Genomic DNA, 23,234 nt, shown 5'->3' on the forward strand with positions numbered 1-23,234 from the left:
CGCCCTAGGGGAGTCGAACCCCTCTTTACAGAATGAAAATCTGTCGTCCTAACCGATAGACGAAGGGCGCGTGCTGTGGCGCCCTTATAGTCAGCACCTTTTGATCCCGCAAGCGGAAAATCGAGAAAAATCCACGACTAGAGGCAGATTTTTCGATGCGATTGTGGAAAAGTTTGAGGCAGTTCCGTTTGGTACGCCCTAGGGGAGTCGAACCCCTCTTTACAGAATGAGAATCTGTTGTCCTAACCGATAGACGAAGGGCGCATGATGCGCTCGCTCGCATATAGGAATAGCGCAAAGCCGCCGCAAGCGGAACAAGCATTCTTGTAATGAGAGAGAGAGACAACAGTGGCACGCCCTAGGGGAGTCGAACCCCTCTTTACAGAATGAAAATCTGTCGTCCTAACCGATAGACGAAGGGCGCGTGCTGTTGTGTGGCGCGCTTATAGCGGGGTGATTTCATTCCCGCAAGCGCCTATTTCGCTTTTTCTTCGAAAAAATGACAGGTGCATGAAGCTACAGCGAAATTTGAATAAGCCTGCCTTAACAGGACGTTGTGAAGATCTGCGGAGAGGAACGGCTCAAAGCCCCGATGCGCCCTGTGTTGGCGTGATCAGCGACTTGGCGCCCGGGCCTTGGCCCTTCGACGCGGCGATATGCGCCAGCATCAGCGCTTCCTTGCTGTCGATCGTGTGGGCAGAAGAGCCGGGGGCGGGCATGATTTTTGATGGCGTGGCATCCGCTGTCGGCTTCATCGGGCTCGTCGATGGGGGAGCGGCGTTGCGGATGACGGGCGGGGGAAGCACGGACTCGGAGGTCCGGCCTACCGGCATGCCACCATCGTTCTGCGGCGGTGCCATGGTCTGTGCGGCACCCGGCGGCAAGGTGTAGACGCTGCGCATGAACGGCGTAATTCCCTGCTGCCCACCGTCCGGCTGTGTCTTGGCGAGCGTTCCGTCCGGATTGACGGCGATCGGGGCAGGTGCCGCATAGATGCTGCTTCTGCTGGCGTTCACCGCCGTCGGCTGTGTTACCAGCCCGGCGATGCCGGCTGGTGTGTCGGTGGCGGGAGCCGGCGGGTAGCCGGATTGATTGTTCGCCTGTTCGGTGACGATCTGCCGCCGTACGTCATGCACGCTGCGAACCAGCGGATCACGATAGGCGGCATCGCCTTTCAGTCGCTTCGCCTCGGCGCTGCTGTTGAGAGAATCGGCAAGTTGCTCTGCGGCGCTTGGTGGTGGCGCGGTCTCCGCCGCCAGCTTTGGCTTGTCGGCTGTCGTCGCGCAGCCGGAGAGCATCAGAAACGAGAGGGCAATTGCAATAGCGCTTGCGCGCGTCTCATTGCCGGATAGAATCTGCCGATCGCACAAAGGACGTTCCCCGCTTTAAAGAGTGTGCACCGGAACGGCCTCTTGCGAGGGACGATGATGTCGCGCGACACTGACTGGGAACGATGGGACCCCGCGAAATCCGATGCATGATGCTTCGAGTCGTCCAAGCATGCAGGAGAGCGGGTATGGCCGGCAAGCGCGAAACCGATGGCTCCGCGCGTGCCGTAAGCCTCGCGAAAGCTTGCTTTTACCAGGCGCCTGTATTTTGCATCGAAGCCCAGGGTTCAGCGGGCGCAAGGTTGGCGCCCTTCTGGAGAATCTCGATGGAAATGCCGTCCGGCGAGCGCACGAAGGCCATGTGACCGTCGCGGGGCGGCCGGTTGATCGTGATGCCGTTGTCCTGGAGCTTCTGACAGGTCGCGTAGATGTCGTCGACCTCATAGGCGAGGTGACCGAAGTTGCGTCCTCCGGTATACTCCTCCGGATCCCAGTTGTAGGTCAGCTCGAGGCTGGGCGCGCCGCTGTTGCGTGATGATTCGGCATCGTCGCTGGCGGCGAGGAAAACGAGCGTGAATCGGCCTTTCTCGTTTTCATAGCGGCGGGTTTCGGTGAGGCCGAATAGAGTGCTATAAAAATGCAGTGACGCCTCGAGGTCCGTCACGCGGACCATGGTGTGGAGATAACGCATTCTATTTCCTCTCTAATGTTGTGCTGGACCGATCATGAAACGGGACACCAGCTTCGGGCAAGACTTTGGCTTGATAATCAAGAGTGGGAATAAACAAAACTAGGACTTGCGCATTTCCGTTACCAAGATGTTAAACTTGATTTCAAGGAATCAGTTAACCGTAACAGTGTGACGCGTAATCGAGGGCTGGCCAGGATGAGCGACAGAATTTCATCGAAGGGAATAGCCGACTTCGGAGAGTTATCGGGCGAAGCCGTCGATCTTATCGAGATCTCCGGCGTCGTAAAATGGTTTGATGTCGCCAAGGGTTTCGGCTTCATCGTTCCGGATAACGGCATGCAGGACGTTTTGTTGCATGTGACGTGTCTGCGTCGCGACGGTTATCAGACAATTCTTGAGGGAACGCGCATCGTCGCGCTGATCCAGCGCCGCGAGCGTGGCTATCAGGCCTTCAAGATTCTCTCCATGGACCAGTCGACCGCCGTGCACCCGTCGCAGATGCCGCCGGTACGCACGCATGTCCAGGTGACCGCGACAAGCGGCCTTGAGCGCGCTCTGGTCAAGTGGTTCAACCGCACCAAGGGCTTTGGCTTCCTGACGCGCGGTGAGGGTACCGAGGATATCTTCGTGCATATGGAAACGCTGCGCCGTTTCGGTCTGGCCGAGCTGCGGCCGGGGCAGGTGGTTCTCGTTCGCTTCGGACCGGGCGAAAAGGGCCTCATGGCGGCGGAAATCCATCCGGATGCGCCGAGCCCGGCAACGCGGCCGCATTGAGATGACCGCAAGACCGTCTTTTACTGTTTTGAAAAGCGCCGCTTTGGCGCTTTTTCTTGTTTGCTGTGCCGGCCCAACGAGCTTTGCCGCGCAGACTGCGATCGAGCAAACGGTCAAGTTTGCGTCAGAACCCTTGTCGATCAAGACTGCGAAGGGTGAGACGCACAAGTTCACCGTGGAATTGGCGCTGACCGAACCGCAGCTGGAATTCGGGCTGATGTATCGCGACGCGATGCCGGCCGATCACGGCATGCTGTTCGATTTCGGCACATCGCGGCCGGTGATGATGTGGATGAAAAACACCAAGCTGTCGCTGGATATGCTCTTCCTGGACAGGAATGGCGTCATCACCCATATCCAGGAAAATGCCGTGCCCTATTCGGAAGCGATCATCAGTTCTGGCGGTCCGGTGGATTACGTCATCGAATTGAACAGTGGCATTGTGAAGAAACTCGGCCTCGCCGTCGGCGACAAGGTAACGAGCGGCACCCTTTCCGCCAAGCACGGCAAATAGATCTTTCCCCGGGGATCATCGGTTCGACACGATTTTAGCTGTTGCAGCATGAAGGCGAACCGTGTATCTCCCCACTCGTTCTGCCAAGCAGAGCGACGCGATCTTTTGAAGATTGCGGAAGGGTACGGAGTGTAGCGCAGTCTGGTAGCGCATCTGGTTTGGGACCAGAGGGTCGGGAGTTCGAATCTCTCCACTCCGACCATCGTTTAGCCCTGAAAACGCTGAAGAAGCTGATTTTCATGGGGTTTCGGCCAACTTTCTGTTACAAAACGTGTAACAAAATGGAAGTTGGGAATGCCTTCAAAGACTAAATACCTGCTTAACCGCGATGGCCGTTATTTCGCTCGGCTCGTAATCCCGAAAGACCTTCGGCCCTTCCTCGAAAACAAAAATGAGCTTCGCTCGCCCCTTGGCGCGGATTTGCGGGTCGCAAAAGCGCGCTTGCATACCGCTGTCGCCGAACTTCAAGCGAAGATCGCAGTCGCCGAACGCAAGGCGCAGGTATCAAAGGGCGAAGCCATCACGCCGGGCCGCTACCCGCTGCCTGTCGATCAAATCGCGCTTCGAAACTACAATGAGCGGATCGCCTTCGATACAGAGCTTCGGAACATGGATAATCGCCATGCGACGGGTCTCCTGGACGATAGGCTTGTCGAGCTGCTACGGGCTGGGATCGCCGGTAGTCTCGATGACGACACCCTTGAGACGCTAGTAGGAAACCTTGTCGAGCGTTTTCGCCGACTCGGAAACACGACGGTCATCAAGGGCACAGCCGAATGGCGAACCTTGGCCCGCGCTATGTGCGTTTCGGAATTAGAAGTGCTGGCACGGGTAGCAGAGCGCGACGAAGGCGATTTCACCGGCAAGCCTGAAAACCCGATGCTTGCCGCTGCCGTCGAGCAGGACGAAATTGCCGAAGATGTATCGGCTTCCGAATTTAACAATCTCACCTTTGAAATGGTCATTCAGGAGAAGGAACGCCTGACTGGCATAGGCTTGGGTGGCAACAAGAAGTCAACCGCAACCTTGGAAAAGTATCGCCAGACGGTCTATGATTTTGAGCATCATCGCCGCAGTAAGCGTATTGCTACCGTCACGCTCGAAGAGGGTGAGACATGGCGCAATGCTATGCTTGAAGCCGGGAAGCTCTCAAGAAAGACGATCCGTGACAAGCTCGCTGCTATCAGGGCAATCCTGACATGGGGGCAGGAACAATGCCGGGGAAAGTTGTTCCCGGCTATCCCCAAAGGAACGCCCTTCGATTATCTCGAATTGCCCGTGCCCGAAGTGAAAGACAGCGCTGACCGCACCTATACTCTTGAGCAGGCTAAGAAGGTTCTCGAGACGGCGCGGGCCGAAACATCGCGCCCAAACTTCCGTTGGATACCTTGGCTTCTGGCTCATAGCGGAATGCGTGTCGGCGAAGCGTTGCAGCTAGAGAAAGCTGACGTGTTCGAACTCCAAGGGAATTGGTTCGTTCACATACGTGTCGGCGGTGATCGCACGACAAAGACCCGTAAAGCGCGAAAGGTGCCGGTTCATCAAGCATTGATCGCCGAAGGCTTCATCGAATTCGTCAAAGCGCGTCCGGCTGGCAAGCTGTTTCCTGGCGCCTTTCAAGATCAACGTATTCGCGAGTGGCTCAAGGAAGGTCCTCTGAAGGATTATGCAGACACCCCACCGCCTAACCACGGTTTCCGACACCTATTTGAGGATGCACTTTTCGGGGACGTAAACCACAAGGCAGCGCTTTATATCGTAGGCCGCTCTTCTGGTTCGTCGGCAGACGACTATGGCGGAAGCGATTTGAAACTATTGGAACTTGCCGTGCAGATGAAAAAGGTGAGAAGTATAATTTAGCATATGCGCTGTTCGGAGACGCTAGGGCAAGATGACGGAGCCTCACTATCGAGATTTTCTCTACGCTGGCGAGACTGACGTTCACTTGGCATATTATTCAGCTATCGGTCGAGTTTGCGCCAAATGGTCGAATGTCGAATTTCAAGTCGATGTTTGTTGCCAGTCGCTTTACGATGTGCTCGGAGGAAATCAGCTTTCCGACAAGCCGCCTACCTCGTTCGAGCAACGTATGGAGTTTTGGAAGAAGTGCTTTAAGAAGTTAGACGTCTTGTCAGAATACAAGGAATTGGCTCTCAAACTTGCGTCGGATCTGAAGAGCGCTGGAAAAGATCGAAACGCTTTGGTTCATACCCATTGGGGAAGTTTGTTAGGTCAAAATCCTAGTAAGTCCGCGTCTGGAAACTCTGTCATGATCAATGGGGGAGGGTATTTCATGCGGGGGAATAGTATAGAATTTAAAAGAATTGTTGATTTTACAGATCATATAGATCGCCTGAATACGCGAATGCTTCAGTTTACCATCGCTCTAGCTCAGATAAGAAATGCGCAAATAGCGGCTGGAGCGTGATTTTTATCCTATTTAAGGAATTAAATCCTATTTAAGGATTCACAAATATTCCTTAATGTGCCAGAATCCACCTCAAGTTAATTGAGGACGGAATGCATGAGTTTTGCCGGCATTGTTTCGAATGCGATGAAGGCTATTGGTCTTCCGGTAGAACAGAAGGCATATTCCCTCAATAGCCCCGACTTCCGCGACCTAATTGGCTTCCGCCCTACTTACTCAGGCATCAAAATCAGTGAGCAGTCGGCGCTTTATGTCCCCGCTGTTCTTCAGGCTGTTCGTCTGATCTCTGAAACCATTGGTTCTCTTCCTTGCAAAATCTATCGGGAGACCGCGGGCGGCAAGGAAGCGGCCAAGGATCATTCCGCTTATCGTATTGTCCATAAGCGGGCGAATGAATGGACTGGCGCGGGCGATCTTCGCACGCGCCTGACTGCCGACGCCCTCATGCACGGCAACGGCTACGCACAGGTGGTTCGCTTCGAAGACGGACGCCCGTTTGAGCTTCACCGGTTGAAGCCGGGCAAGGTGGCGATTCTTGAGCATTCATTGACCGGTGCTCCCGTCTATCGCGTCTCGGAGGCTTCCGGCACCCGCGATTATCCTCACACCGAAATTCTACATGTCCCTTCCTTCCTCGCAACGTCGCTGATCTCGTTCGGCAAGGAAGGTATCGGCCTTGCCGCGATCCTTGAGCGCCATGGTGCGCAGTTCTTCGGTTCCGGCGCTCGCCCGACCGGCATCATTTCCAACGACAAGCCGCAGGGCGGCGAAGCGGGTGCGCAGGCAGTCGGCAATATCCGCAAATCCTTCCGCGAATGGCAGAAGGGCACCTCCGGCGATCCGCTCATTCTTGATGCCAGTTGGAAGTATGACCAGCCCGCAATGACCTCGACCGATGCGCAGTTCCTTGAGCATCGTCTTGAGCAGGTTCGTGAAATCGCCCGCATTTTCGGCGTGCCCCCGACCATGCTTTTCGAGCTTACGCGTGGAACTTGGTCGAATACGGAGCAGATGGGCGCGCAGTTCCTTCAGCTTTGCCTTCGCCCGTGGCTGGACCGCTGGACCGACGCCATGACGACCGTGCTTCTCAGTGAGGACGAACAAGACACCCATTATTTTGAATTTGTGACCGACGACCTCATGCGCGCCGATGCGGCTAGCCGCACCGCGAATATGACCGCGCTCGTAACGAACCGCATCATGACCCCAAACGAAGTCAGGGCGATCCTCAATCTTCAGCCGCTTCCGGGCGGCGACGAACTCACCAATCCGCACACGACGAGCAACGCCGCACCTGTCCAAACGTTGGACACGGCCCCGGCGAAGGAACCCGCATGATCCAGCACACCGCCTTCTTCGGCGACGGCGAGAAGCTGTTCGCCTTCCCGACACGCGAACTTATCGAAGAATTAGAGCGCAAGACCGGCCACGGCGTCGGCGCGCTGTTCCGGCGCTTCCGCACGTCAGACTATGCCTTTTCTGAAGTCCTTCAGGTGCTTCGCCTCGGCCTTATCGGCGGTGGCACCCTGCCGCGTGAAGCGGACCAGCTTGTAGCTCTTTACGGCATCGGGCGTCCGCTAGCAGAAGTTTTCGCCGTCGCCGATGGCGTTATCACGGCACTGTTCTTCGGTAATGAGGAAGAAGCCCAGGACCAAATTCGACAAGCCGCAGCGACCGGCGATCTCGCTGCTTCCATTCGTGCTGCTTATCAGGACGTGGCCGAATGACGGAACGCCTTGAAATCAAGGCCGCGCTCACGGTTGACGATGCTGGCGCCATTACCGGTATCGCGTGGCCGTTCGGCTCCCCGGATCGCGTCGGCGACGTGATCGAAAAGGGCGCATTCGCCTCGCCGGAAGTCCTCCCAATGCTCTTCGCCCACGATCAGGCGCAGGTAATTGGCGTTTGGAACGAAATCAGCGAGACGCCGGACGGCCTGACCATCAAGGGCCGCTTGCTCGTGGACGATGTTGAACGTGCCCGCGAAGTCCGCGCCATGATCCGTAACAAGGCCGTGTCTGGCCTGTCCATCGGCTTCCGCACGAAGTCCGCAAAGCCCCGCCAACGTGGGCGCACGATTACGGCCCTCGACCTTCACGAAATCTCTGTTGTCGCCGTTCCCAGCCATCCCGGCGCGCAAATCACGTCAGTAAAGGCCGCAGATGGCACGGCAGAATACAAGGATACGAATTTGGAAAACGAAGAACTCGAAATGAAGAGCGATCCGGTGGTTTCGCCGGAAGAACTTGCTGAAATCAAGGCTCTCCGCAGCGATGTGGACAAGCTGAAGGCAAAGCTCAGCCGCCCGACCGCCGCGAACAACAATGTGCCGACCGCCGTGAACGACAACGGCATCGAGCGTAAGGCGTTTGCTGACTATCTCCGCAGTGGCGAAATCGACCGCAAGGCCCTGACGGTCGCCAACGATGCCCCTAGCTACGTCCTCGCTCCGCAGGAAACCAGTAACGAATTCGTCCGCAACCTTGTCGAATTCTCACCCGTTCGCGGCATCGCGGATGTTCGCTCGACCGGCTCGCATACCATCATCCTGCCGAAGCGTCTCACCGTCACTAACGCCAAGTGGAAGGGCGAGGCTGTGGTATCCGAAGCATCGGAACCGACGTTCGATCAGATGGAATTTTCCGTCAAGGAAATGACCACGCACATCGATGTCGGCAACTGGCTCATTGAAGACGCCACCCACGACATTATCTCGGAAATCCGCCTCGCGCTGGCAGAAGACTTCGGCGCGAAGGAAGGTCTCGCCTTCGTAAATGGCAGCGCCGCAGTGGAGCCGAAGGGCTTTATGACTGAAGCCAGCATCGCCAACAGCCTGAACGGGCATGCGACGAATCTTTCCGCCGACGCCCTTATCACGCTCATGTATTCGCTTCCGGGCGTTTACCGGAACCGTGGAACGTGGGCCATGAACGGCACCACGCTCGCCGCAGTCCGCAAGCTAAAGGATGGCAACGGCAACTATCTGTGGCAGCCGTCCTATCAGGCAGGTCAGCCCGAAACGATTCTTGGCCGTCCGGTTATTGAACTTCTCGACATGCCGGATATCGCGGCGAATGCCTTCCCGATCATCTTCGGCGACTTCAAGGCTGGTTATCGCATCTATGACCGTATCGAGCTTGCGGTGCGTGAGAACCCTTATCTGCTCGCAACCGAAGGCATGGTTCGCATCCATGCTCGTCGCCGTGTCGGTGCTGGCGTCGTTCGCGCCGATGTCTTCCGCAAGCTGAAGATGGCGACGGCCTAATCCATGAACATTCAGCGGCCCGCATACGAACAGGTGACGATTGCGCATGGTGGCAACACCGTGACGCTTCGCCCATCCTTGCGGGCCGCCGCTACCCTTGAGGCTCGTTTCGGCTTCCCGGCACTGTTCAAGGCGCTGGACGACCTCAACATGACTATCATTTGCGAAATCATCCTGACGGCCTCGTCCCCCGTTAAGGATGCAGCGGCTTTCCTGCTCGGCATACCGGGAAAGCCGCTTTTCCCTTTCTTCATGGCCGTGCGCGAGCCAATTGGCGACCTCTTATCCATGCTCATGCCCACACCTGACCCGCAGGCGAAGCCTTCAATCAGTAGCGGCAAGCCCTTGCCTTGGGCTGAAGCTTACGCACGCCTGTATGACAGCGCGACCGGATGGCTCGGCTGGACGCCCGATGTAGCGTGGAACGCCACGCCTACCGAAATCACCCGCGCCATGTCTGCACACTTTGACCGGCTTATTACGACCGGCATTCTTGTGCGCGATAAAGAAAAGTCGGCGAAGGCACCCAATCCCGAACAGGCAGCGCAGAATGAAGCCGCTGGCCTCGACCCCGAATTTGACCGCGCCGGGCTTCGCGCCCTCAAGGCCAAGATTGCAGGTGGCGCATGAGCTTGCCACCTCGCATCTGCTCTTGTGGTCGCGTCGTGCCGCATGGCGCCCTTTGTGAATGCCAGCGCAAGGCAAAGCAGGAGCGCAATGCCCGTCACGATGCACGTCGTCCTTCAGCCCGTGAGCGCGGCTATAACCATGAATGGCGCAAGGCCCGCCTTGAATACCTTGCCGCTCACCCGCATTGCCGGGAGTGCAGTAGCCACGGCATTACACGCCTTGCTTCCGTCGTGGATCACATCGTCCCGCACCGTGGCGACAAGAACCTGTTCTGGCACCGCGCCAACTGGCAGCCCCTTTGCACACCTTGCCACAGCTCTATCAAGCAACGGCAGGAGCGAGGCCAATGAACTACCTAGAAATCGTGTGGGGCGAAGTTCCCACGGGTGCGACCGGGCTGCCTCATCGGTGTGTCTCTGAACCTAAAGATGTGATCCCTATTCGTCTGGCAAACTTTGTAGTCGCCTTCACCAGATATGAAGCTGACGAGCTTACTGGCATTCATGCAAACCGGGCAGATGAAATGTGTCGGCTGTCCATTAGCCATGTCATTTTTGAGCTTGAAAACGATATCCATCTCAGGGGTTTGGAAAAGCTCGTATCTAGACTTCTCTCTTTCAAACTCGTCCTGCCGCAGCAGTTCACCGCTCAGAGTCTTGAGAGCTTGACTAAGCTGAACGTTCGTTATGTTCGCCACTGTCAGTTGAGTAGAAAGCTCGTTCAGGAGTTTGGAAGCTTCGGTCTGGTCCGGCGCTTTGCCACCCTCGAAAAGCCCCTTGATAGCTCCAATGGTAGATGCTGCCTTACCGGTAAGCCCTACAGCGCTCGAGGCAAGCCCAAGCGCTTCGTTGATAATCGTAAGGTCCATTCTGCCCTCCACACGTATGTGCCCGAGTCGGAACGCTACCTGTCGGGAGGCACGGCGCGCAAGGGCAACACCGGGGCAGTCCGCAACTTTGCCTCTTTCGAGGGAACCGGCGCGGGGAGCGCCGCACAAGCGATGCCGAATATAACTTTTTCAGGAAATCAGAATGTCAGCGGTTAGTCTTGATCTCGCCAAGGCTCATATGAAGGTGGATGGAACCGCCGAAGATGAGCTTATTTCCCTCTATATTGACGCCGCAGAGACGTGGTGCGGAAATTACATCGGTAAACCTATCGCCGACCTCGACCCCGTTCCGGCAGATGTGAAACGGGCGATTTTGTGCCTCGTTTCTTTCTATTTTGAGGTGCGAAACCTCGCGACTTTCGGCCTATCCATGCAGCTTGCACCGCATGGCGTGACCTCGATCCTCGATAGCTACCGCGAAAAGTGGTTCACCGATGGCGAGTAAGGACGGCCTTGACGACCTCATGAAGGCGTTCGACCGGGCGAAGAAGGCCCCACGTCAGCAGATCACGAAGGCGCTTTTGGCTTCGGCGAACGAACTTGCCGACGCTCAACGGCACCTTGCACCGAAAGACACCCACGCGCTTGCGAACAGCATCGCTGTGACCGACCCCGGCCACTCAACGCCTGCATATTCGCAGCCGGGCGGTTCTCGCATTGCCGGAGAGACGGAAGTGATCGTGACCGCTGGCAACAGTGACGTGCGTTACGCGCACCTTGTCGAATACGGCACGTCCGACACCGAAGCACAGCCGTTTTTCTGGCCCGCCCTTCGCCTTCTCCGCAAGCGCCTTCAGCAGCGTATCGACCGGGCCGGAAAAAAGGCCGTGCGAGACGCATGGGATGGAAAGAATGATTGAACCTATTTTGAGCCTTCAGACCGCAATTCGTGCCGCGCTCGTGGACGCGCCGGGCGTGGTCGTGCTTGTCCCGGCTGACCATATCCGTTCCGGTGCGACCCGGCCCGACAAGACGCCGTGCATCATCATGAGCGACGGCAACACCACCTTGCATGGACACGACTACAGCAGCCAGCGCACGGCATGGGTCTATCTCGACCTTCATATCTGGACGCTGGACGCTGGACAGGACGCGGCAAAGGAAATCGCCGGGGCTATCACGACGGCACTCGACAAGCCCCTTAATTTTGAGGGGTGTTATTGCGACCATTTCCGCATCACGACTTCCCGGTTCCCGCGTGATCCCGACCCGGCATATGGGCACGGTGTCCTGTCCGTCGAAGCGCTCATTCGGTGGATTGTCTAATGCTGAACATTGGAAAGCTTGATCGCCGTATCACCATTGAGCGCCAAACGGAAACGGTGAAGCCGTCCGGTAGCGTCGTGAAGGCGTGGACGCCCGTCGCGACCGTATGGGCGGAAGTCCTTCAGCAGTCGGCGAGCGAATTCTTCACCGGCTACGGCGAGGCAGAGACTGGCACCGTGATTTTTCGTGTCCGTTATCGGCCAGGCATCACGACCGCCGACCGCGTGAGCTATGACGGCACAGCCTACGGTATCGAGGAAATCAAGGAAATCGGCAGGCGGGACGCGCTGGAACTTCGCGGCGTGACGACACAATGACAACACTTGCAATTTCAACCCGTCCATATCATCTTAGTTGTAGTGCGCCGGTGGCGAAATTGGTAGACGCGCGCTCTTGCCTAAGCATCCGCTTGGGGTGTTTAGGAAGGGCGTGGGGAAACCCTTGCGGGTTCGAGTCCCGCGCGGCGCACCACTTTTGGTCTGCGCCATGACGCGCGGTGTTAAGCCCTCCTTTATCATTCCCGCGACTTCTCCGGTAACATCTGTTCCGAAAACTTCTTCTTATTTGTCGAAGGAGGCGAAAGCGGAATGGCGACGTGTTGCTCCCATCCTTATTGCCGACCGGAAGGTGCTAACCGAAGCCGACCTCGCGGCGCTGGAAAATTACGTGATCGCCGTCGCCACCATGCGACAGGCCCACCAAGAGCTTCAAGCAACCGGCCTGCTTGTTGACGGAAAGCGCAACCCGATCAGCACCATTCTGTTGCAAGCACAACAGCAGCAACTTCGCGCCGCTGGCGAGCTTGGCCTTACGCCTGCCGCTCGGTCCCGTGCGTCCATGATGGACGTCGCTGATGATAACGACGACAACCCCATGATAATCGGAAGGAGCCGCGCCCATGCCTAAGGGCGCGTTCCCACACTGGATTTATGACGGGAGCGCTATCGCCGACCCGTTCGGCTATGGACAGGAAGCCGTTGACTTCATCCGGGCGCTGAAGCACCCGGCCAGTATCGCAGCGAAGGGCCGTTTCCAGCTTTACGACTTTCAGGAACGCATGACGCGCCGGATTTACGGCCCGCGCAACGCTGATGGAAGCCGTATCGTCCGCACGGTCTTCCTTATGCTGCCCCGTGGCAACCGCAAGACCAGCATCGCGGCAGCGTGGGCACTTCTTCACACCATTGGCCCGGAAGCTCGCCCGGCTGGACAGGCAATCTTTGCCGCCTCTGATCGCGAACAGGCAGGCATTGGCTTCAAGGAAGCGGCAAACATCGTGCGCGAAGATCGCCGTATCGTGGCCGCAACCCGCATTTATGACGCCCACAACTCGGCGAAAAAGATCATGTGCCGCCCGAACAAGGCGGAATTGCTTGCCGTTTCGAGCGACGGCGCGGCCCAGCACGGCAAGACGCCCAGCTTTGTGCTTGTCGATGAAATCCACGCATGGAAGGGCCGTGATCTTTGGGAGGCCCTTAAGTCCGGCATGGCGAAGGTTCCCGACACCCTCATGATTATCGCCACGACGGCAGGCCGTGGACAGGAAAACATCGGCTTCGAGATTTACGACTACGCCCGGAAGGTCGCGACCGGCGAGATTGACGACCCGTCCTTCCTACCAATCATCTTCGAAGCCGAACCCGGCGATGACTGGCGTGACGAAGACGTGTGGCACAAGGTCAACCCCGGCCTTGCGCACGGCTTTCCCGATCTCGGCGGGTTGCGCACGATGGCACGCGAGGCTGAACACCGGCCCGCCGAACGATTTGCATTCCAGCAGTTCCACTTGAATATGTGGCAGGCCGCTTCCCGTGACCCGTTATTCGACATGGCCGTTTATGACTCCGGGAGTGATCCGAATTTCGACCTCGCCGAACTTGAGGCCCTACCTTGCTGGCTCGGTGTCGACTTGTCCCGCTCCGGTGACTTGACCGCCCTTGTCGCCGCGTTCCGTTATGAAGATGGCCGGATTTCGCTCCACCCGTGGTTCTATCTGCCGTCCGAAGGTTTGGACGACAAGGCCAAGGTAGAACAGGTTCCTTATCCCCGGTGGCGCGACGATGACCTGTTGAACGTCATTGACGGCCCAGTAATCGAACCTGACATTATCGCCGATAAGATTGTTGATATTTGCGGCACCTATGACGTGTGCGAAGTCATTTTTGACCCGTCACTTGCCGGGCCGCTTATGGCGAAGCTCATGGATCACGGCATCAACGTGCTTCAGCTTCCGCAGACGGCGAAGCACATGCACGGCCCGATTTGTGACCTTGAGCGCGTGGTGAACGGTCGTCGCATCCGGCACGGGGCGCACCCGATCTTGAGGAACCATTTCGAATCCGTCGTGGTGAAGCGTGCGACCAGTGCCAGCGAATTGACGACGATGCACAAGGGCACTCGCCACAGTAACCATATCGACGGCGCTATCGCATCGGCGCTGGCCGTCTTCCGGGCCGCTGCGAATGATAACCAGCGCTCGATTTTCGATCGTGATCCCGATGAGTTTGACCAGCTTCGTGACGACGAAGCCGCATAGGAGTTTCCAGAATGTCCGATGAGCAGCGCCTTCTTGTGTCTTTCGAGGCCCGCCTAACGAAGTATGAGCGCGACCTTGAACGCGCCAAGGGCAAGAGCCGCACCAATTTTAAGGCCATCCAGAAGGAGGCCGAAAGCGCCGGTTCCGGTATCGAGAAGGCGATGTCCAGTGCACTCGGCACGCTCGGTAGCTTCGGTAAAGGCTTGATCGGCGGTGCCGTGGGCGCCCTTGCCGTGGGCGGCATTGACCAGATTCTTAGCCGTGTCCGCGAACTTGCCAAGGGTGTCGCCGAAATCGGCGATCAAGCTAAGATGACCGGCTTGAAGGTGAAGGACTTTCAAGAACTCGCCTACGTCGCCGAACAGAACCGCATTCCGGTTGACGCACTTGCCGACGGCATGAAGGAACTGTCCCTTCGCGCCGATGAGTGGATCAAGACCGGACAGGGCAGTGGTGCGGAGTCATTCCAGCGCCTCGGATATTCGGCTGAAGAGCTTGCGAAGAGGCTTGAGGATCCAAAGGAACTCTTGCTCGATATCATAGACCGCATGCAGGAACTCGACCAAGCAGCCCGTATCCGCGTCTTTGATGAACTCTTCGGTGGGCAGGGTGGCGAAAAATTCGTCCAGCTCATTGAGCGTGGAGCCGATGGCATCCGCAAGACCATCAAGGAGGCGAACGACCTCGGCATCATCATGTCGGACCAGCTTATCCAGCGCGCCGACGAATTTAATCAGAAGTGGGATGCCATCGGCAGGACGATCAGCACGAACGTCAAGCAGGCCGTCCTTGGTCTTGCCTTCGCCGCAGATAGCTTCTTAGACGGCTTCAACAAGCTCGAAGAGCAGGCAACGGGTAACGTTCAGAAGGCCCTTATCGCCAAGTATAAGGAGCTGGATACCGCGAAGAAGCAGCTTGCTGACCTCATGCGGGAACAGGCATCAAACCCGGACGATCCTTTCGCCGCGCAGAACATCGAAAGGCAGCAGGGGCTTATTGCCGACCTGACGAAGGAGGCTATGAACCTTCGTGACATTTTGGACCGCCGCAGCGGCTACAGTGACAATTTCGTCTACAAGACCGGCGAAGATGCGAAGGGTGCAACCCCGCTTGTGAGCGCCTTGAATGCAGCGCTGGCGAATACCAGCGCGAGCACCCGGAACGCCGTCAATGCCCTGACCAGCTACACCGATGCGATTCGCATGCTGAAGGGTGAAGTGCCGGAACTGGCGAAGGCCCTTGCCGACATGGATGCAAAGGCCAAGATTGAGGCCATCTATCAGAAGGCCATTTCGATGTCGTCCGGCCAACGCGACATCTATATGGCGAACGAGATGCGCGGCAAGGCGCTGTCTGCCTTGAACCTCAAGAGCGCTACCGATGATCCCGAGAGCTACCTTTCCGCTATTCTGACGAAGGACAAGGGCGCAGGCAGCATCACCGGCATGCAGTCTGCATTCCAGCAAAAGCTTGCGAAGATGATTGCCAGTATGCCCGATAACCTGAAGGGCACCGTCAGCATCTATTCCGGCTTTCGCGATATACCGACTCAAGAAAGGCTTTGGCGGGAGGCCTTGCAGAAGTATGGTTCGCCAGAACTGGCACGCAAGAAGGTCGCGCCGCCCGGCAAATCACAGCACAATTTCGGCAATGCCGCCGATCTTACCTACGCCAACAATCACGCCCGGCAATGGGTTCTCGCCAATGCCGGTAGCTTTGGCCTTTCTTTCCCTGTTGCAGGGGAGAACTGGCATATCGAGGACACCGATGCGCGGAACAAGCAAACCGCCGCAGAAATCGAAAAGCTCACCCAGGCGGCGCAAAGGCAGTCTGAAGCCTATGGGCGTATCACCGGCAGCGCCCGTGAATACGTCAATGAGCAGAAGACCGAACAGCAGACCATCGGCATGACAGCCGAAAAGGCGAAGGCGCTCCGGTTCGAACAGGAAATGCTTGCACAGGTGCAGCGTAGCGGTATCCCGCTCACGGCGCAAAATAGGCAGGAAATCGCCCAGCTCGCGCACGGGATGGCCTTCGCTTCCGCATCGCTCGAACAGTATCAGCAGAGGCAGCAGCAGGCACAAGAGACGGCGCGCTTCTTCGGTGAAACCATGGTCGATAGCCTGTCCGGCCTCATCACCGGCACGACGACGCTTCAGCAGACCATGCAGAACCTCTTGCAAACGCTTATCAAGGTTGTGCTTCAGGCCGCGCTCATGGGCGAAGGACCGCTCGCCGGCCTGTTCGGCACCAAGACAACGAATTCTAATGCCGGCGTTGGTTTCGGTGGCATTCTCGGCGGATTGTTCGGCAAGATGCTTGGTTTCGCTGAAGGTGGTCATGTTCATGGCCCCGGCACGGGGACCAGCGACAGCATTCCGGCCCGCCTGTCCAATGGTGAGTTTGTTGTGAACGCGAAGGCAACGAAACAGAACCGCGCTGTTCTTGAAGCGATCAACAGCGGCAAGGTGGCAGCATTCGCGACGGGCGGCTACGTTGGTGACGCCCCGGCGCTTCGCAAGCCCGACCTTATGGCCGCGAATAGTAATGGCGCGCCTGTTCAGCAGATCAGTGTTTCGTCTACCATCACGGTCAACGGTAGTGCGGGGACGCCTTCGCAGAATGACGATTTGGCGCGCAAGATGGCGAAGGAATATGAGGTGTCAGCCCGCAGCATCGTTGCGGACGAAATTCGTCGCCAGACAAAAGCAGGAAATTATCTGAACCAGAGGGCGCGCTAATCATCCGCCTCTCATAGGCTCGGTATGGCGAAAATTTCAGGGATTCACTTGAGGAATAATTTCCTATATGTTGCGAGCAATGAATTTTTTGGCAAACTGACGCGCTCGCTCGCAGATTTCGCTATAATACGATAATGGCCCCGGCAGTGTGCTTTTCTGCCGAGGCCAAGAGAATACTGCCGCTTCAAGACAGTGATTTGGTTATAGGATATAATTCCTATTTTGTCAACCCCTTGAGGCGGCACCCTTCGCGGAGTGTCGTTAGCTCCCCGAAGGTCATACTGGCCTTGGATATGTGGGCGACACCGGGAACATGACCGGCGCTATCAGTCAGCCAGAGACGAACGGAAGATCACGCTGCCCCGCTCCCCGATGGAGAACATCGGACGCTTCAGCGAGGTTATCGCCGCACCGGGAAACCGCGTGGAATGGATGCAATAAAAGATGGACGCAATGTGAAACGCTGACAGGATCAGCAACCACAACGTCCGGTCACGTGTCGATTGAAGGAAAGTCGAACGTGGCGCTTACCGCTTTGCCCGCAAGGGCAGGATATCGGAGTGCTGCTAGGCAAATGGAAGCCGCCTAGTTGGTCTAACGGACCAGAACTCTTCACCACCTGTTTGACGCAGAAAATCCCCCTCGACTTGAACCACCTCGCCGACCTCGTGTCGGCTTTTATAGGTGGTTCAAGTCGAGGGGGAATAAGTCCTATTCCCGCAGGTCATTGTGATGTGATGACGCGATTAGGAAGATGCTGAAGGTCAGCCGGGAGCGTAAGCGACCGGGCAAGCGAAGCGCGCGGAGCCGCAAAGCGGCGAGTGTCTAATTCCGTGCTTCCGGTTTTTCGTATCATCTTCGACATGCCTCTCATGTCTCGTCAGAGGCTTTTTCTTTTTTCACACGCTCAAGCTCACGCTCTACCGCTTCCCGAATGAACTTCGGGCGGCGGTGCTTGCCGACCAATGCGTCTATTTGTTTCAGCGTTTCTTCCGGGAGCCGGATGGTCGCAATTTTCATGTTCAGGGGAGGTCTACCCATACCGTGCTCCATGTTCGTGATCGGGCCTTGGATCACATAGCATCTATCGCTGAAAATAAACACCAGCGTTTATTGACGGAATAAACACCAGCGTTTAATGAACCGTTACCGATTTGACGGAGATGGAAGAATGACAGATGCACAAGTTTACATCGCAACAGACAGCTACGACAGCGCGGTTGACCGCTTGGAAGACATCACCCGAACCTTCGATCCGGCAGCACCCGACATGCTTCGCACCCGCATTGTAGAAGTTCTCGGCGAACTCGGCGTGTGGCCCATGATGACCTTTGCCGGCAGCGATGACCCGTATGCGGCGCATGAGGGAAGCGGAAGCCGAGCTTCAGGCAATGTGCGCCTGAGTTTGACCGTATATTTTTGAGGTGCAAGAAGCGCGCTGCGTTACCCGGCGCGCTTCTTGCTTAAAGCTTCTGTCACTGGCACAATCGGGCGTAGGCAGGAGAAAAGAACAATGCAATTCAACTATCGCGCCACGGCGCGCTTCATGCTTCGACCGCTCGTCCGACTAGCATGGACAACCACACAGCAGAAATGGACTACCTCATTCGTGCTCGCCGGTATGGCGCTGGCGACCGTAGTCATGCCTGGGCTCGGCATCGCCGTGTTCGGAACGGCCTTCGCAGGGTGGTGGCTCGCGGTCTTCCTGATGACTATCTTCTTCGGTCTAGTCGGCAACCGCGTCGGCGTGGGCCGTGAGAAGGCGACATTGATGCGCCAGACACAGACCGAACCACGGCAGGATTAAAACTACTATGGCAGCGATGGTTGCACTCATGATGACCGGGTTCGTCGTTGTTGGCGTCTACAAACTCTTCACGCAGCACGATTTTAGGAAAAGCCTGTTTGGTGAATTTCTTGAAGCGCCGCTAGCGACCATATTTATCTTCGCCCTTTGTGGATGCATGTTGCTTTTCTTTTGGGGTGTATTCATCCCGCCGCTGGGAGCCGTCAGGGTTCCGATCATGGGCAAGCGCTATGAGCTGTGGGCTGTGGCGGGCATAGCTTCGCTTATAGGCTTCGCTATCATGATGTTCTTCAATTGGCTTAGGTCGTCCGGCCGGTAATGATAGGGTCGGCAATCGCGGCAACCCTTTTCGTTCAAGGAAAAACCATGTCGAATACATATGACGGCCTCACGCCGAACGAGGCCGATGATCTCATGATCGGCCTCGTTGGAACCATCGTTTGTGAGGAACTCGCTGCGGCGCGGACAATGACACCTGAAGAGTGGGACGACCGCGACATTTTCCAATGGTCGCATAGCATTGCCAGCGCGATCTATTACGCCTTTGAGAACCGCCGTCGAGGTGCGGCATAATGCGAAAACCCGGACGAGCTGGTCAGTGACCGTCCGGGTTAATATCGTAAGCTAAGCGGTAAACGTTGCTAGGGGAGTTCGCGCTTCCCTAGCAGCACTCCGGTAATCTACTGCGCCCGGTCGAATGTTTCAAGACGAAGCCATCATCATCGAGTCGCGTGCAGCAAAGGGAAGGCCAGTAATGAACACAGACACTACGTCTTCAGGAGAGGCGGCTAACGCATGTGCCAATTCACGCAGCGAGATGTGGTTCCACACCTTTGCGTGCGTCAGCTTAAGCGCTGTCGTATAAATTCGATCGGTGTCCGCACCGCCATCCGTGCGGACGCTGCTCAGAAAATCATTCAGCGCGTCTAGAAGCTCTGCTCGGCGACTGACCTGAACAAGTTCCTCATCAAGACGACGCCATTCTGATGGGCGCATGGCGAGAAGGTCCATATCATTCATCCTTAGACAACATGCTCTTGGCAGTGCGAGTTATCTCTGAGAACTCGTTACTGGTGCTTTTGCTTGTTGAACTCGTGGCCTTTTTCGATGCTAATTTCCAGCATCGCGGTGTCCACCGCAGGGTGATACTTTCCGGCAAAATGTTCAAGCGCAACCTTAAAGGCTTCGACGAACAGGCCGTAGTCAAAGTTCATTTTTTTGGCGATTTGAATCGGCCAATCATAGTGCGTCTTGCTATATGGCTCGTTCCCGGTCTCCGTAAGGCGAACTGCAGGAATTTCGTAGTATGAAATTCCCCCGCGTCCCTTAAGACTACTCCCGGTTATCTCCCATTGATCATTTATTACTCTCATGTTTTCCTCCTGATCTTTTCAAGCGCCGTCTATATTGATAATTGATCCGTGAAGAACAGTGCGGTGGTTAAACTATCAGGCTTTTCTCTACTCGCATACCGCGTAATATCTCTCGTGCGTTCAGCGAATCATAGGAAATGTCATGGCGTTCAATGAAAACGGGCAAGCGGGGGCCATTGCAGCGGAGTGGGGTGTTGACGTCGAGTTGTTAGAGAGCAGTGAATGGGAGCTTGAGACAATCGACGGCAATGATGGTGAGGTTTACGGCTACCTTGTCCGCTTCGGTGATCAGACTGAACCGGAAGTCTTGGCAGAGTTAGGGCTTAGCCCCGGTGAATTCACGCGCCAGCTTAGCATCAATGCCTTTGATGAGCCTGACCCGGAGCCGGACGATTTTGAGCTTCGAGAACCTCCGCAGCAACACATAAACAGCAAACGCTCTTACTATATTGGCGAGCAACGTTTCACGCCGTCTCAGTTCAAAAGGCTGTCCGCTGCGCGGAAAGTTGAAGCGATGACGCAGTGGTTTCTGTCGCGGTATGAAGACCCTAGCCATAACACTTCATACAATACGCGGGAGGGCGGTTTTCTTTGGAACCACGGCGGACCGTATGATGCAGACGACGAGATTCAAAGCGAATTTCAGGATCTCGCTTCTTTCGAAGATATTCAGGACGCGGTGGATGAGGTGCAGAGTGACGGCATCTACGAGTGGGCGCCCATCGAAAGCGACTATGGTTATGATGATCATGATCGTGATTCCGCCGATCAAGAAGGTCAGGACGACGACGGCATCCATTCCATCGAGGAACCCTTACCGGATATTTCGGACTTCGCTCACGAGGAAGAGGAGGAGGACAACAATCAACTTGGAGTGGGCGAGGACTACACTAAAACCGTCATTCGGCGTGTCGATAATCCGCCACTTGGGGAAGTTTATCTAACGGATTCAGACGGAAATATCCTCACGGATTCGACTGGTAATCTTCTCACGGTGAATGTGCCAGGAGGGCCGGCGACCGCCTCAACAGATTTTACGTTTGCGGAGGGGGTGCTGGTTCCGTCCGCAAATCAGGTCGCCGCGCCCGGAAATTTTCAAAAGGAGTTGCTATCTCGATTAGAAAGCCTTGAGGCAGCGCTACAGACGTATCAGGAAAACCTCCCGCCGCGTAGTCATAATCATCCGCCGGAACTGGTCGAACCCGATCCCATTACGCCCTCGGAAGTGCGGATTGTTGTCGAGGTTGCCATTGAAATGCGGGCAGAGGCTCAGCAAGCCCAACCGGACCCGATAAAGCTAGAAGCACAAGCATCTACACTTCGCAGAGTCGCAAGTTCGATTCTTGCATGGTTGGCTAGGAAGGCTGATCTCGCGGTCGATACCGCGATCAAGTCGGGCGTGCCGATGATAATGGGTGCTGCGTGTGTGGTCACTGCGCTTGCAGCTGTTGCGGAAAAAGCATCGGCATGGGCGCACTTTCTTTCGATGCTCCACTGACCCCACCTAAAAAGACCTTGCGTCCAGAGTTGGTCATCGCTTACATGGGATCTGCAAAGTGACAGAATTTGGGTCGTTACAGTGTTACAAAGAGTGGAAATTATCATTGAAAATCAATGGCATTTACGATTTCGAATCTCTCCACTCCGACCATTTTAAATCCCCTAGAAGTATCGATGGATTGAGATGAGGCTGCGCCGCCTTTTTGCTTGATAACAAAGGGATTCGCGGCTAAGCAGAATCCCATATGCGCTCTGCCCGAAAAGGCCGGGCGAAGACAAGAGAAGCAAGAAAGCGGGCTGTCCCGCTTATTCGGAGGCGCTGCAGCGATGCCTGCCAAGATTTACCGTCCCGCAAAGACCGCCATGCAGTCCGGCAAGGCCAAGACCCACCTCTGGGTTCTGGAATTCGACCAGGAAACCCCGCGCAAAATCGATCCGATCATGGGCTACACCTCCTCGGCCGACACGCGCCAGCAGCTCAAGCTGACCTTCGACACGCAGGAGCAGGCCGAAGCCTATGCCCAGCGCGAGGGCATCGAATACCGCGTCATCGCTCCCAAGGATGCCAACCGCCAGGTGGTCTCCTACACCGATAACTTCCGCTTCAGCCGCATCCAGCCCTGGACTCACTGAGCCGGGTGTTGATTGCAACGCCGCCCATTGAGTTTGGCGGCAGTTTCAGGCATGTAGTGCCCGCCGCGACCAGCTCGCGGCGCCTTGGCTTAAAGGCCCCTTAGCTCAGCTGGATAGAGCACCTGCCTTCTAAGCAGGTGGTCGCAGGTTCGAATCCTGCAGGGGTCGCCAAGCTTTTCTTTGTCCAACCCTCACGACATATAGGCAACACGCCTTAGCGCGTCGCCGACAACCAGCCGCCGCTATCGGCCGGCCTGGTCGCATTGACCGCCATCTCGATAAGATCGTATCCGGACATCGCCCCGATCATTTTGATGATGATGATTGCCGCGCCCAGAAGCGCGAGTGTCATGACTATCCTGTCGCTCTTCTTCACGCCCCGTTCCCCAACGCCTCGTGAAAACTGCGTCTTGCGCAGCCGGCGATAGTATATCGCGTTTGGGGCGGTGCGCCATATGCCTTTTCAGGCGGCCAGCCTACCGCCGGAGGCGGTCGCTGTAGCGCCAGCTGCTGCGATCGTAAAACTGAGGCTTGTCTCGAGCGGATGAGAGGTCTTGGCTAGTGAGCAATATCAAGCAGCGTTCAGATCCGCAATCTCGCCGTGCCGGGCAAGCAGGCGAGGGGCGGTCATGTCGCCGGTCTCTTCGTCGACCATGACGGAATAGGCTGCGACGCCGATGAAGCGGGCGGACATGGAAGAGGCGATCTTCTCTGCGCCGGCGGCGCTCGATGCCTGTCGCATTTCGCCTGGAACCAGGTTTCCACGGTTCTTCTTGTAGGGAAGGATAATAAATTTTTCGCCGGATGCCATTGTGCTTCGCCCTTGTTTGTTCGCAAAATGTTCTTGTTTGTTCCTGAT

At 56.5% G+C, this 23,234-nt stretch carries 30 protein-coding genes and 6 tRNA genes; 26 read left to right on the forward strand and 10 right to left on the reverse strand.

What is annotated here, in order from left to right:
• From AC1RO0_RS00435 to AC1RO0_RS00455, 5 genes are all read right to left on the reverse strand, one after another.
• Positions 1–70 (reverse strand) — tRNA-Glu (locus tag AC1RO0_RS00435).
• A gap of 119 nt (positions 71–189) precedes the next feature.
• A tRNA-Glu gene (locus AC1RO0_RS00440) sits at positions 190–264 on the reverse strand.
• An 85-nt stretch (positions 265–349) separates the two neighbouring features.
• Positions 350–424: transfer RNA gene (locus tag AC1RO0_RS00445), tRNA-Glu, on the reverse strand.
• A 157-nt stretch (positions 425–581) separates the two neighbouring features.
• The gene (locus AC1RO0_RS00450) at positions 582–1,370 is read right to left on the reverse strand and encodes a hypothetical protein (RefSeq protein ID WP_498591036.1); all 789 of its coding nucleotides are present in this window, start codon (positions 1,368–1,370) and stop codon (positions 582–584) included.
• 208 nt (positions 1,371–1,578) lie between these two features.
• Positions 1,579–2,019: a VOC family protein gene (locus AC1RO0_RS00455; protein WP_498591037.1), complete on the reverse strand. Its 441-nt coding sequence runs from the start codon at positions 2,017–2,019 to the stop codon at positions 1,579–1,581.
• 195 nt (positions 2,020–2,214) lie between these two features.
• Between AC1RO0_RS00455 and AC1RO0_RS00460 the strand changes: the two genes are divergently transcribed.
• From AC1RO0_RS00460 to AC1RO0_RS00550, 19 genes are all read left to right on the forward strand, one after another.
• Positions 2,215–2,793: a cold-shock protein gene (locus AC1RO0_RS00460; RefSeq protein ID WP_007691013.1), complete on the forward strand. Its 579-nt coding sequence runs from the start codon at positions 2,215–2,217 to the stop codon at positions 2,791–2,793.
• Position 2,794: 1 nt separating this feature from the next.
• Positions 2,795–3,307 (forward strand): DUF192 domain-containing protein, encoded by a 513-nt coding sequence (locus AC1RO0_RS00465; RefSeq protein ID WP_498591038.1) that lies wholly within the window; start codon positions 2,795–2,797, stop codon positions 3,305–3,307.
• Positions 3,308–3,432: 125 nt separating this feature from the next.
• A tRNA-Pro gene (locus AC1RO0_RS00470) sits at positions 3,433–3,509 on the forward strand.
• 92 nt (positions 3,510–3,601) lie between these two features.
• Positions 3,602–5,167, forward strand: a complete 1,566-nt coding sequence (locus tag AC1RO0_RS00475) for a DUF6538 domain-containing protein (protein WP_498591039.1) — start codon at positions 3,602–3,604, stop codon at positions 5,165–5,167.
• 31 nt (positions 5,168–5,198) lie between these two features.
• Positions 5,199–5,735, forward strand: a complete 537-nt coding sequence (locus AC1RO0_RS00480; RefSeq protein WP_498591040.1) for a hypothetical protein — start codon at positions 5,199–5,201, stop codon at positions 5,733–5,735.
• 96 nt (positions 5,736–5,831) lie between these two features.
• Positions 5,832–7,073 (forward strand): phage portal protein, encoded by a 1,242-nt coding sequence (locus AC1RO0_RS00485; RefSeq protein ID WP_498591041.1) that lies wholly within the window; start codon positions 5,832–5,834, stop codon positions 7,071–7,073.
• A complete protein-coding gene (locus AC1RO0_RS00490) occupies positions 7,070–7,462 on the forward strand; it encodes a gene transfer agent family protein (protein WP_498591042.1) in 393 nt (130 codons plus the stop codon). The genes AC1RO0_RS00485 and AC1RO0_RS00490 overlap by 4 nt, the downstream gene beginning before the upstream one ends.
• Positions 7,459–9,000 carry a phage major capsid protein gene (locus tag AC1RO0_RS00495; protein ID WP_498591043.1) on the forward strand — a complete coding sequence of 514 codons (1,542 nt, stop codon included), beginning with the start codon at positions 7,459–7,461 and terminating at the stop codon, positions 8,998–9,000. Before AC1RO0_RS00490 ends, AC1RO0_RS00495 begins: the two co-directional genes overlap by 4 nt.
• A 3-nt stretch (positions 9,001–9,003) precedes the next feature.
• A complete protein-coding gene (locus AC1RO0_RS00500) occupies positions 9,004–9,630 on the forward strand; it encodes a hypothetical protein (RefSeq protein WP_498591044.1) in 627 nt (208 codons plus the stop codon).
• Positions 9,627–9,980: an HNH endonuclease gene (locus tag AC1RO0_RS00505; RefSeq protein ID WP_498591045.1), complete on the forward strand. Its 354-nt coding sequence runs from the start codon at positions 9,627–9,629 to the stop codon at positions 9,978–9,980. Before AC1RO0_RS00500 ends, AC1RO0_RS00505 begins: the two co-directional genes overlap by 4 nt.
• Complete coding sequence (locus tag AC1RO0_RS00510; protein ID WP_498591046.1) at positions 9,977–10,675, forward strand: hypothetical protein; 699 nt, start codon at positions 9,977–9,979, stop codon at positions 10,673–10,675. The genes AC1RO0_RS00505 and AC1RO0_RS00510 overlap by 4 nt, the downstream gene beginning before the upstream one ends.
• A complete protein-coding gene (locus AC1RO0_RS00515) occupies positions 10,662–10,964 on the forward strand; it encodes a head-tail connector protein (protein ID WP_498591047.1) in 303 nt (100 codons plus the stop codon). The genes AC1RO0_RS00510 and AC1RO0_RS00515 overlap by 14 nt, the downstream gene beginning before the upstream one ends.
• On the forward strand, positions 10,954–11,379 hold the full coding sequence (locus AC1RO0_RS00520) for an HK97-gp10 family putative phage morphogenesis protein (RefSeq protein WP_498591048.1): 426 nt from the start codon (positions 10,954–10,956) through the stop codon (positions 11,377–11,379). The genes AC1RO0_RS00515 and AC1RO0_RS00520 overlap by 11 nt, the downstream gene beginning before the upstream one ends.
• Positions 11,372–11,785: a DUF3168 domain-containing protein gene (locus tag AC1RO0_RS00525; protein ID WP_498591049.1), complete on the forward strand. Its 414-nt coding sequence runs from the start codon at positions 11,372–11,374 to the stop codon at positions 11,783–11,785. Before AC1RO0_RS00520 ends, AC1RO0_RS00525 begins: the two co-directional genes overlap by 8 nt.
• Entirely contained in the window at positions 11,785–12,102 is a 318-nt protein-coding gene (locus AC1RO0_RS00530) for a phage head closure protein (RefSeq protein ID WP_498591050.1), read from the forward strand. The genes AC1RO0_RS00525 and AC1RO0_RS00530 overlap by 1 nt, the downstream gene beginning before the upstream one ends.
• 44 nt (positions 12,103–12,146) lie before the next feature.
• A tRNA-OTHER gene (locus AC1RO0_RS00535) sits at positions 12,147–12,256 on the forward strand.
• A 15-nt stretch (positions 12,257–12,271) separates the two neighbouring features.
• On the forward strand, positions 12,272–12,691 hold the full coding sequence (locus tag AC1RO0_RS00540) for a phage terminase small subunit P27 family (protein WP_498591051.1): 420 nt from the start codon (positions 12,272–12,274) through the stop codon (positions 12,689–12,691).
• Complete coding sequence (locus AC1RO0_RS00545; protein WP_498591052.1) at positions 12,684–14,321, forward strand: terminase large subunit; 1,638 nt, start codon at positions 12,684–12,686, stop codon at positions 14,319–14,321. Before AC1RO0_RS00540 ends, AC1RO0_RS00545 begins: the two co-directional genes overlap by 8 nt.
• 11 nt (positions 14,322–14,332) lie before the next feature.
• Entirely contained in the window at positions 14,333–17,062 is a 2,730-nt protein-coding gene (locus AC1RO0_RS00550; RefSeq protein ID WP_498591053.1) for a phage tail tape measure protein, read from the forward strand.
• 870 nt (positions 17,063–17,932) lie between these two features.
• Here AC1RO0_RS00550 and AC1RO0_RS00555 read toward each other — a convergent pair.
• Positions 17,933–18,103, reverse strand: a complete 171-nt coding sequence (locus tag AC1RO0_RS00555; protein WP_498591054.1) for a ribbon-helix-helix domain-containing protein — start codon at positions 18,101–18,103, stop codon at positions 17,933–17,935.
• Between the two features lie 130 nt (positions 18,104–18,233).
• On the opposite strand from AC1RO0_RS00555, the gene AC1RO0_RS00560 reads away from it, so the two are divergent.
• The 4 genes from AC1RO0_RS00560 (at position 18,234) to AC1RO0_RS00575 (ending at position 19,442) form a co-directional block, all read left to right on the forward strand.
• Entirely contained in the window at positions 18,234–18,485 is a 252-nt protein-coding gene (locus AC1RO0_RS00560) for a hypothetical protein (RefSeq protein ID WP_498591055.1), read from the forward strand.
• A gap of 90 nt (positions 18,486–18,575) precedes the next feature.
• Positions 18,576–18,869 carry a hypothetical protein gene (locus AC1RO0_RS00565; RefSeq protein WP_498591056.1) on the forward strand — a complete coding sequence of 98 codons (294 nt, stop codon included), beginning with the start codon at positions 18,576–18,578 and terminating at the stop codon, positions 18,867–18,869.
• Positions 18,870–18,876: 7 nt separating this feature from the next.
• Positions 18,877–19,188 carry a hypothetical protein gene (locus tag AC1RO0_RS00570; protein ID WP_498591057.1) on the forward strand — a complete coding sequence of 104 codons (312 nt, stop codon included), beginning with the start codon at positions 18,877–18,879 and terminating at the stop codon, positions 19,186–19,188.
• A 47-nt stretch (positions 19,189–19,235) separates the two neighbouring features.
• A complete protein-coding gene (locus AC1RO0_RS00575; RefSeq protein WP_498591058.1) occupies positions 19,236–19,442 on the forward strand; it encodes a hypothetical protein in 207 nt (68 codons plus the stop codon).
• A gap of 129 nt (positions 19,443–19,571) precedes the next feature.
• Here the strand turns inward: AC1RO0_RS00575 and AC1RO0_RS00580 are convergent, their stop codons facing one another.
• Together AC1RO0_RS00580 and AC1RO0_RS00585 are read right to left on the reverse strand one after the other, a co-directional pair.
• On the reverse strand, positions 19,572–19,880 hold the full coding sequence (locus tag AC1RO0_RS00580; RefSeq protein WP_498591059.1) for a hypothetical protein: 309 nt from the start codon (positions 19,878–19,880) through the stop codon (positions 19,572–19,574).
• Between the two features lie 56 nt (positions 19,881–19,936).
• Positions 19,937–20,242 carry a hypothetical protein gene (locus tag AC1RO0_RS00585; RefSeq protein ID WP_498591060.1) on the reverse strand — a complete coding sequence of 102 codons (306 nt, stop codon included), beginning with the start codon at positions 20,240–20,242 and terminating at the stop codon, positions 19,937–19,939.
• A 142-nt stretch (positions 20,243–20,384) separates the two neighbouring features.
• Between AC1RO0_RS00585 and AC1RO0_RS00590 the strand changes: the two genes are divergently transcribed.
• The 3 genes from AC1RO0_RS00590 (at position 20,385) to AC1RO0_RS00600 (ending at position 22,546) form a co-directional block, all read left to right on the forward strand.
• Positions 20,385–21,740 carry a hypothetical protein gene (locus AC1RO0_RS00590; protein WP_498591061.1) on the forward strand — a complete coding sequence of 452 codons (1,356 nt, stop codon included), beginning with the start codon at positions 20,385–20,387 and terminating at the stop codon, positions 21,738–21,740.
• A 329-nt stretch (positions 21,741–22,069) separates the two neighbouring features.
• On the forward strand, positions 22,070–22,375 hold the full coding sequence (locus AC1RO0_RS00595; protein WP_153365732.1) for an ETC complex I subunit: 306 nt from the start codon (positions 22,070–22,072) through the stop codon (positions 22,373–22,375).
• Positions 22,376–22,469: 94 nt separating this feature from the next.
• Positions 22,470–22,546: transfer RNA gene (locus AC1RO0_RS00600), tRNA-Arg, on the forward strand.
• Positions 22,547–22,589: 43 nt separating this feature from the next.
• Here AC1RO0_RS00600 and AC1RO0_RS00605 read toward each other — a convergent pair.
• Together AC1RO0_RS00605 and AC1RO0_RS00610 are read right to left on the reverse strand one after the other, a co-directional pair.
• Positions 22,590–22,727 carry a hypothetical protein gene (locus tag AC1RO0_RS00605; protein ID WP_498591062.1) on the reverse strand — a complete coding sequence of 46 codons (138 nt, stop codon included), beginning with the start codon at positions 22,725–22,727 and terminating at the stop codon, positions 22,590–22,592.
• 219 nt (positions 22,728–22,946) lie between these two features.
• Complete coding sequence (locus AC1RO0_RS00610) at positions 22,947–23,186, reverse strand: hypothetical protein (RefSeq protein ID WP_007693372.1); 240 nt, start codon at positions 23,184–23,186, stop codon at positions 22,947–22,949.
• Positions 23,187–23,234: the final 48 nt, after the last annotated feature.

It is taken from the genome of Rhizobium sp. GW821-FHT14E12 (genome assembly GCF_058803745.1).

What these genes read in the sequence shown, in the direction of transcription:
- AC1RO0_RS00455 (WP_498591037.1), bottom strand. Translation starts at nt 2,019, where the DNA reads ATGCGTTATCTCCACACCATGGTCCGCGTGACGGACCTCGAGGCGTCA.
- AC1RO0_RS00460 (WP_007691013.1), top strand. Translation starts at nt 2,215, where the DNA reads ATGAGCGACAGAATTTCATCGAAGGGAATAGCCGACTTCGGAGAGTTA.
- AC1RO0_RS00465 (WP_498591038.1), top strand. Translation starts at nt 2,795, where the DNA reads ATGACCGCAAGACCGTCTTTTACTGTTTTGAAAAGCGCCGCTTTGGCG.
- AC1RO0_RS00475 (WP_498591039.1), top strand. Translation starts at nt 3,602, where the DNA reads ATGCCTTCAAAGACTAAATACCTGCTTAACCGCGATGGCCGTTATTTC.
- AC1RO0_RS00480 (WP_498591040.1), top strand. Translation starts at nt 5,199, where the DNA reads ATGACGGAGCCTCACTATCGAGATTTTCTCTACGCTGGCGAGACTGAC.
- AC1RO0_RS00485 (WP_498591041.1), top strand. Translation starts at nt 5,832, where the DNA reads ATGAGTTTTGCCGGCATTGTTTCGAATGCGATGAAGGCTATTGGTCTT.
- AC1RO0_RS00490 (WP_498591042.1), top strand. Translation starts at nt 7,070, where the DNA reads ATGATCCAGCACACCGCCTTCTTCGGCGACGGCGAGAAGCTGTTCGCC.
- AC1RO0_RS00495 (WP_498591043.1), top strand. Translation starts at nt 7,459, where the DNA reads ATGACGGAACGCCTTGAAATCAAGGCCGCGCTCACGGTTGACGATGCT.
- AC1RO0_RS00500 (WP_498591044.1), top strand. Translation starts at nt 9,004, where the DNA reads ATGAACATTCAGCGGCCCGCATACGAACAGGTGACGATTGCGCATGGT.
- AC1RO0_RS00505 (WP_498591045.1), top strand. Translation starts at nt 9,627, where the DNA reads ATGAGCTTGCCACCTCGCATCTGCTCTTGTGGTCGCGTCGTGCCGCAT.
- AC1RO0_RS00510 (WP_498591046.1), top strand. Translation starts at nt 9,977, where the DNA reads ATGAACTACCTAGAAATCGTGTGGGGCGAAGTTCCCACGGGTGCGACC.
- AC1RO0_RS00515 (WP_498591047.1), top strand. Translation starts at nt 10,662, where the DNA reads ATGTCAGCGGTTAGTCTTGATCTCGCCAAGGCTCATATGAAGGTGGAT.
- AC1RO0_RS00520 (WP_498591048.1), top strand. Translation starts at nt 10,954, where the DNA reads ATGGCGAGTAAGGACGGCCTTGACGACCTCATGAAGGCGTTCGACCGG.
- AC1RO0_RS00525 (WP_498591049.1), top strand. Translation starts at nt 11,372, where the DNA reads ATGATTGAACCTATTTTGAGCCTTCAGACCGCAATTCGTGCCGCGCTC.
- AC1RO0_RS00530 (WP_498591050.1), top strand. Translation starts at nt 11,785, where the DNA reads ATGCTGAACATTGGAAAGCTTGATCGCCGTATCACCATTGAGCGCCAA.
- AC1RO0_RS00540 (WP_498591051.1), top strand. Translation starts at nt 12,272, where the DNA reads ATGACGCGCGGTGTTAAGCCCTCCTTTATCATTCCCGCGACTTCTCCG.
- AC1RO0_RS00545 (WP_498591052.1), top strand. Translation starts at nt 12,684, where the DNA reads ATGCCTAAGGGCGCGTTCCCACACTGGATTTATGACGGGAGCGCTATC.
- AC1RO0_RS00550 (WP_498591053.1), top strand. Translation starts at nt 14,333, where the DNA reads ATGTCCGATGAGCAGCGCCTTCTTGTGTCTTTCGAGGCCCGCCTAACG.
- AC1RO0_RS00555 (WP_498591054.1), bottom strand. Translation starts at nt 18,103, where the DNA reads ATGGGTAGACCTCCCCTGAACATGAAAATTGCGACCATCCGGCTCCCG.
- AC1RO0_RS00560 (WP_498591055.1), top strand. Translation starts at nt 18,234, where the DNA reads ATGACAGATGCACAAGTTTACATCGCAACAGACAGCTACGACAGCGCG.
- AC1RO0_RS00565 (WP_498591056.1), top strand. Translation starts at nt 18,576, where the DNA reads ATGCAATTCAACTATCGCGCCACGGCGCGCTTCATGCTTCGACCGCTC.
- AC1RO0_RS00570 (WP_498591057.1), top strand. Translation starts at nt 18,877, where the DNA reads ATGGCAGCGATGGTTGCACTCATGATGACCGGGTTCGTCGTTGTTGGC.
- AC1RO0_RS00575 (WP_498591058.1), top strand. Translation starts at nt 19,236, where the DNA reads ATGTCGAATACATATGACGGCCTCACGCCGAACGAGGCCGATGATCTC.
- AC1RO0_RS00580 (WP_498591059.1), bottom strand. Translation starts at nt 19,880, where the DNA reads ATGGACCTTCTCGCCATGCGCCCATCAGAATGGCGTCGTCTTGATGAG.
- AC1RO0_RS00585 (WP_498591060.1), bottom strand. Translation starts at nt 20,242, where the DNA reads ATGAGAGTAATAAATGATCAATGGGAGATAACCGGGAGTAGTCTTAAG.
- AC1RO0_RS00590 (WP_498591061.1), top strand. Translation starts at nt 20,385, where the DNA reads ATGGCGTTCAATGAAAACGGGCAAGCGGGGGCCATTGCAGCGGAGTGG.
- AC1RO0_RS00595 (WP_153365732.1), top strand. Translation starts at nt 22,070, where the DNA reads ATGCCTGCCAAGATTTACCGTCCCGCAAAGACCGCCATGCAGTCCGGC.
- AC1RO0_RS00605 (WP_498591062.1), bottom strand. Translation starts at nt 22,727, where the DNA reads ATGACACTCGCGCTTCTGGGCGCGGCAATCATCATCATCAAAATGATC.
- AC1RO0_RS00610 (WP_007693372.1), bottom strand. Translation starts at nt 23,186, where the DNA reads ATGGCATCCGGCGAAAAATTTATTATCCTTCCCTACAAGAAGAACCGT.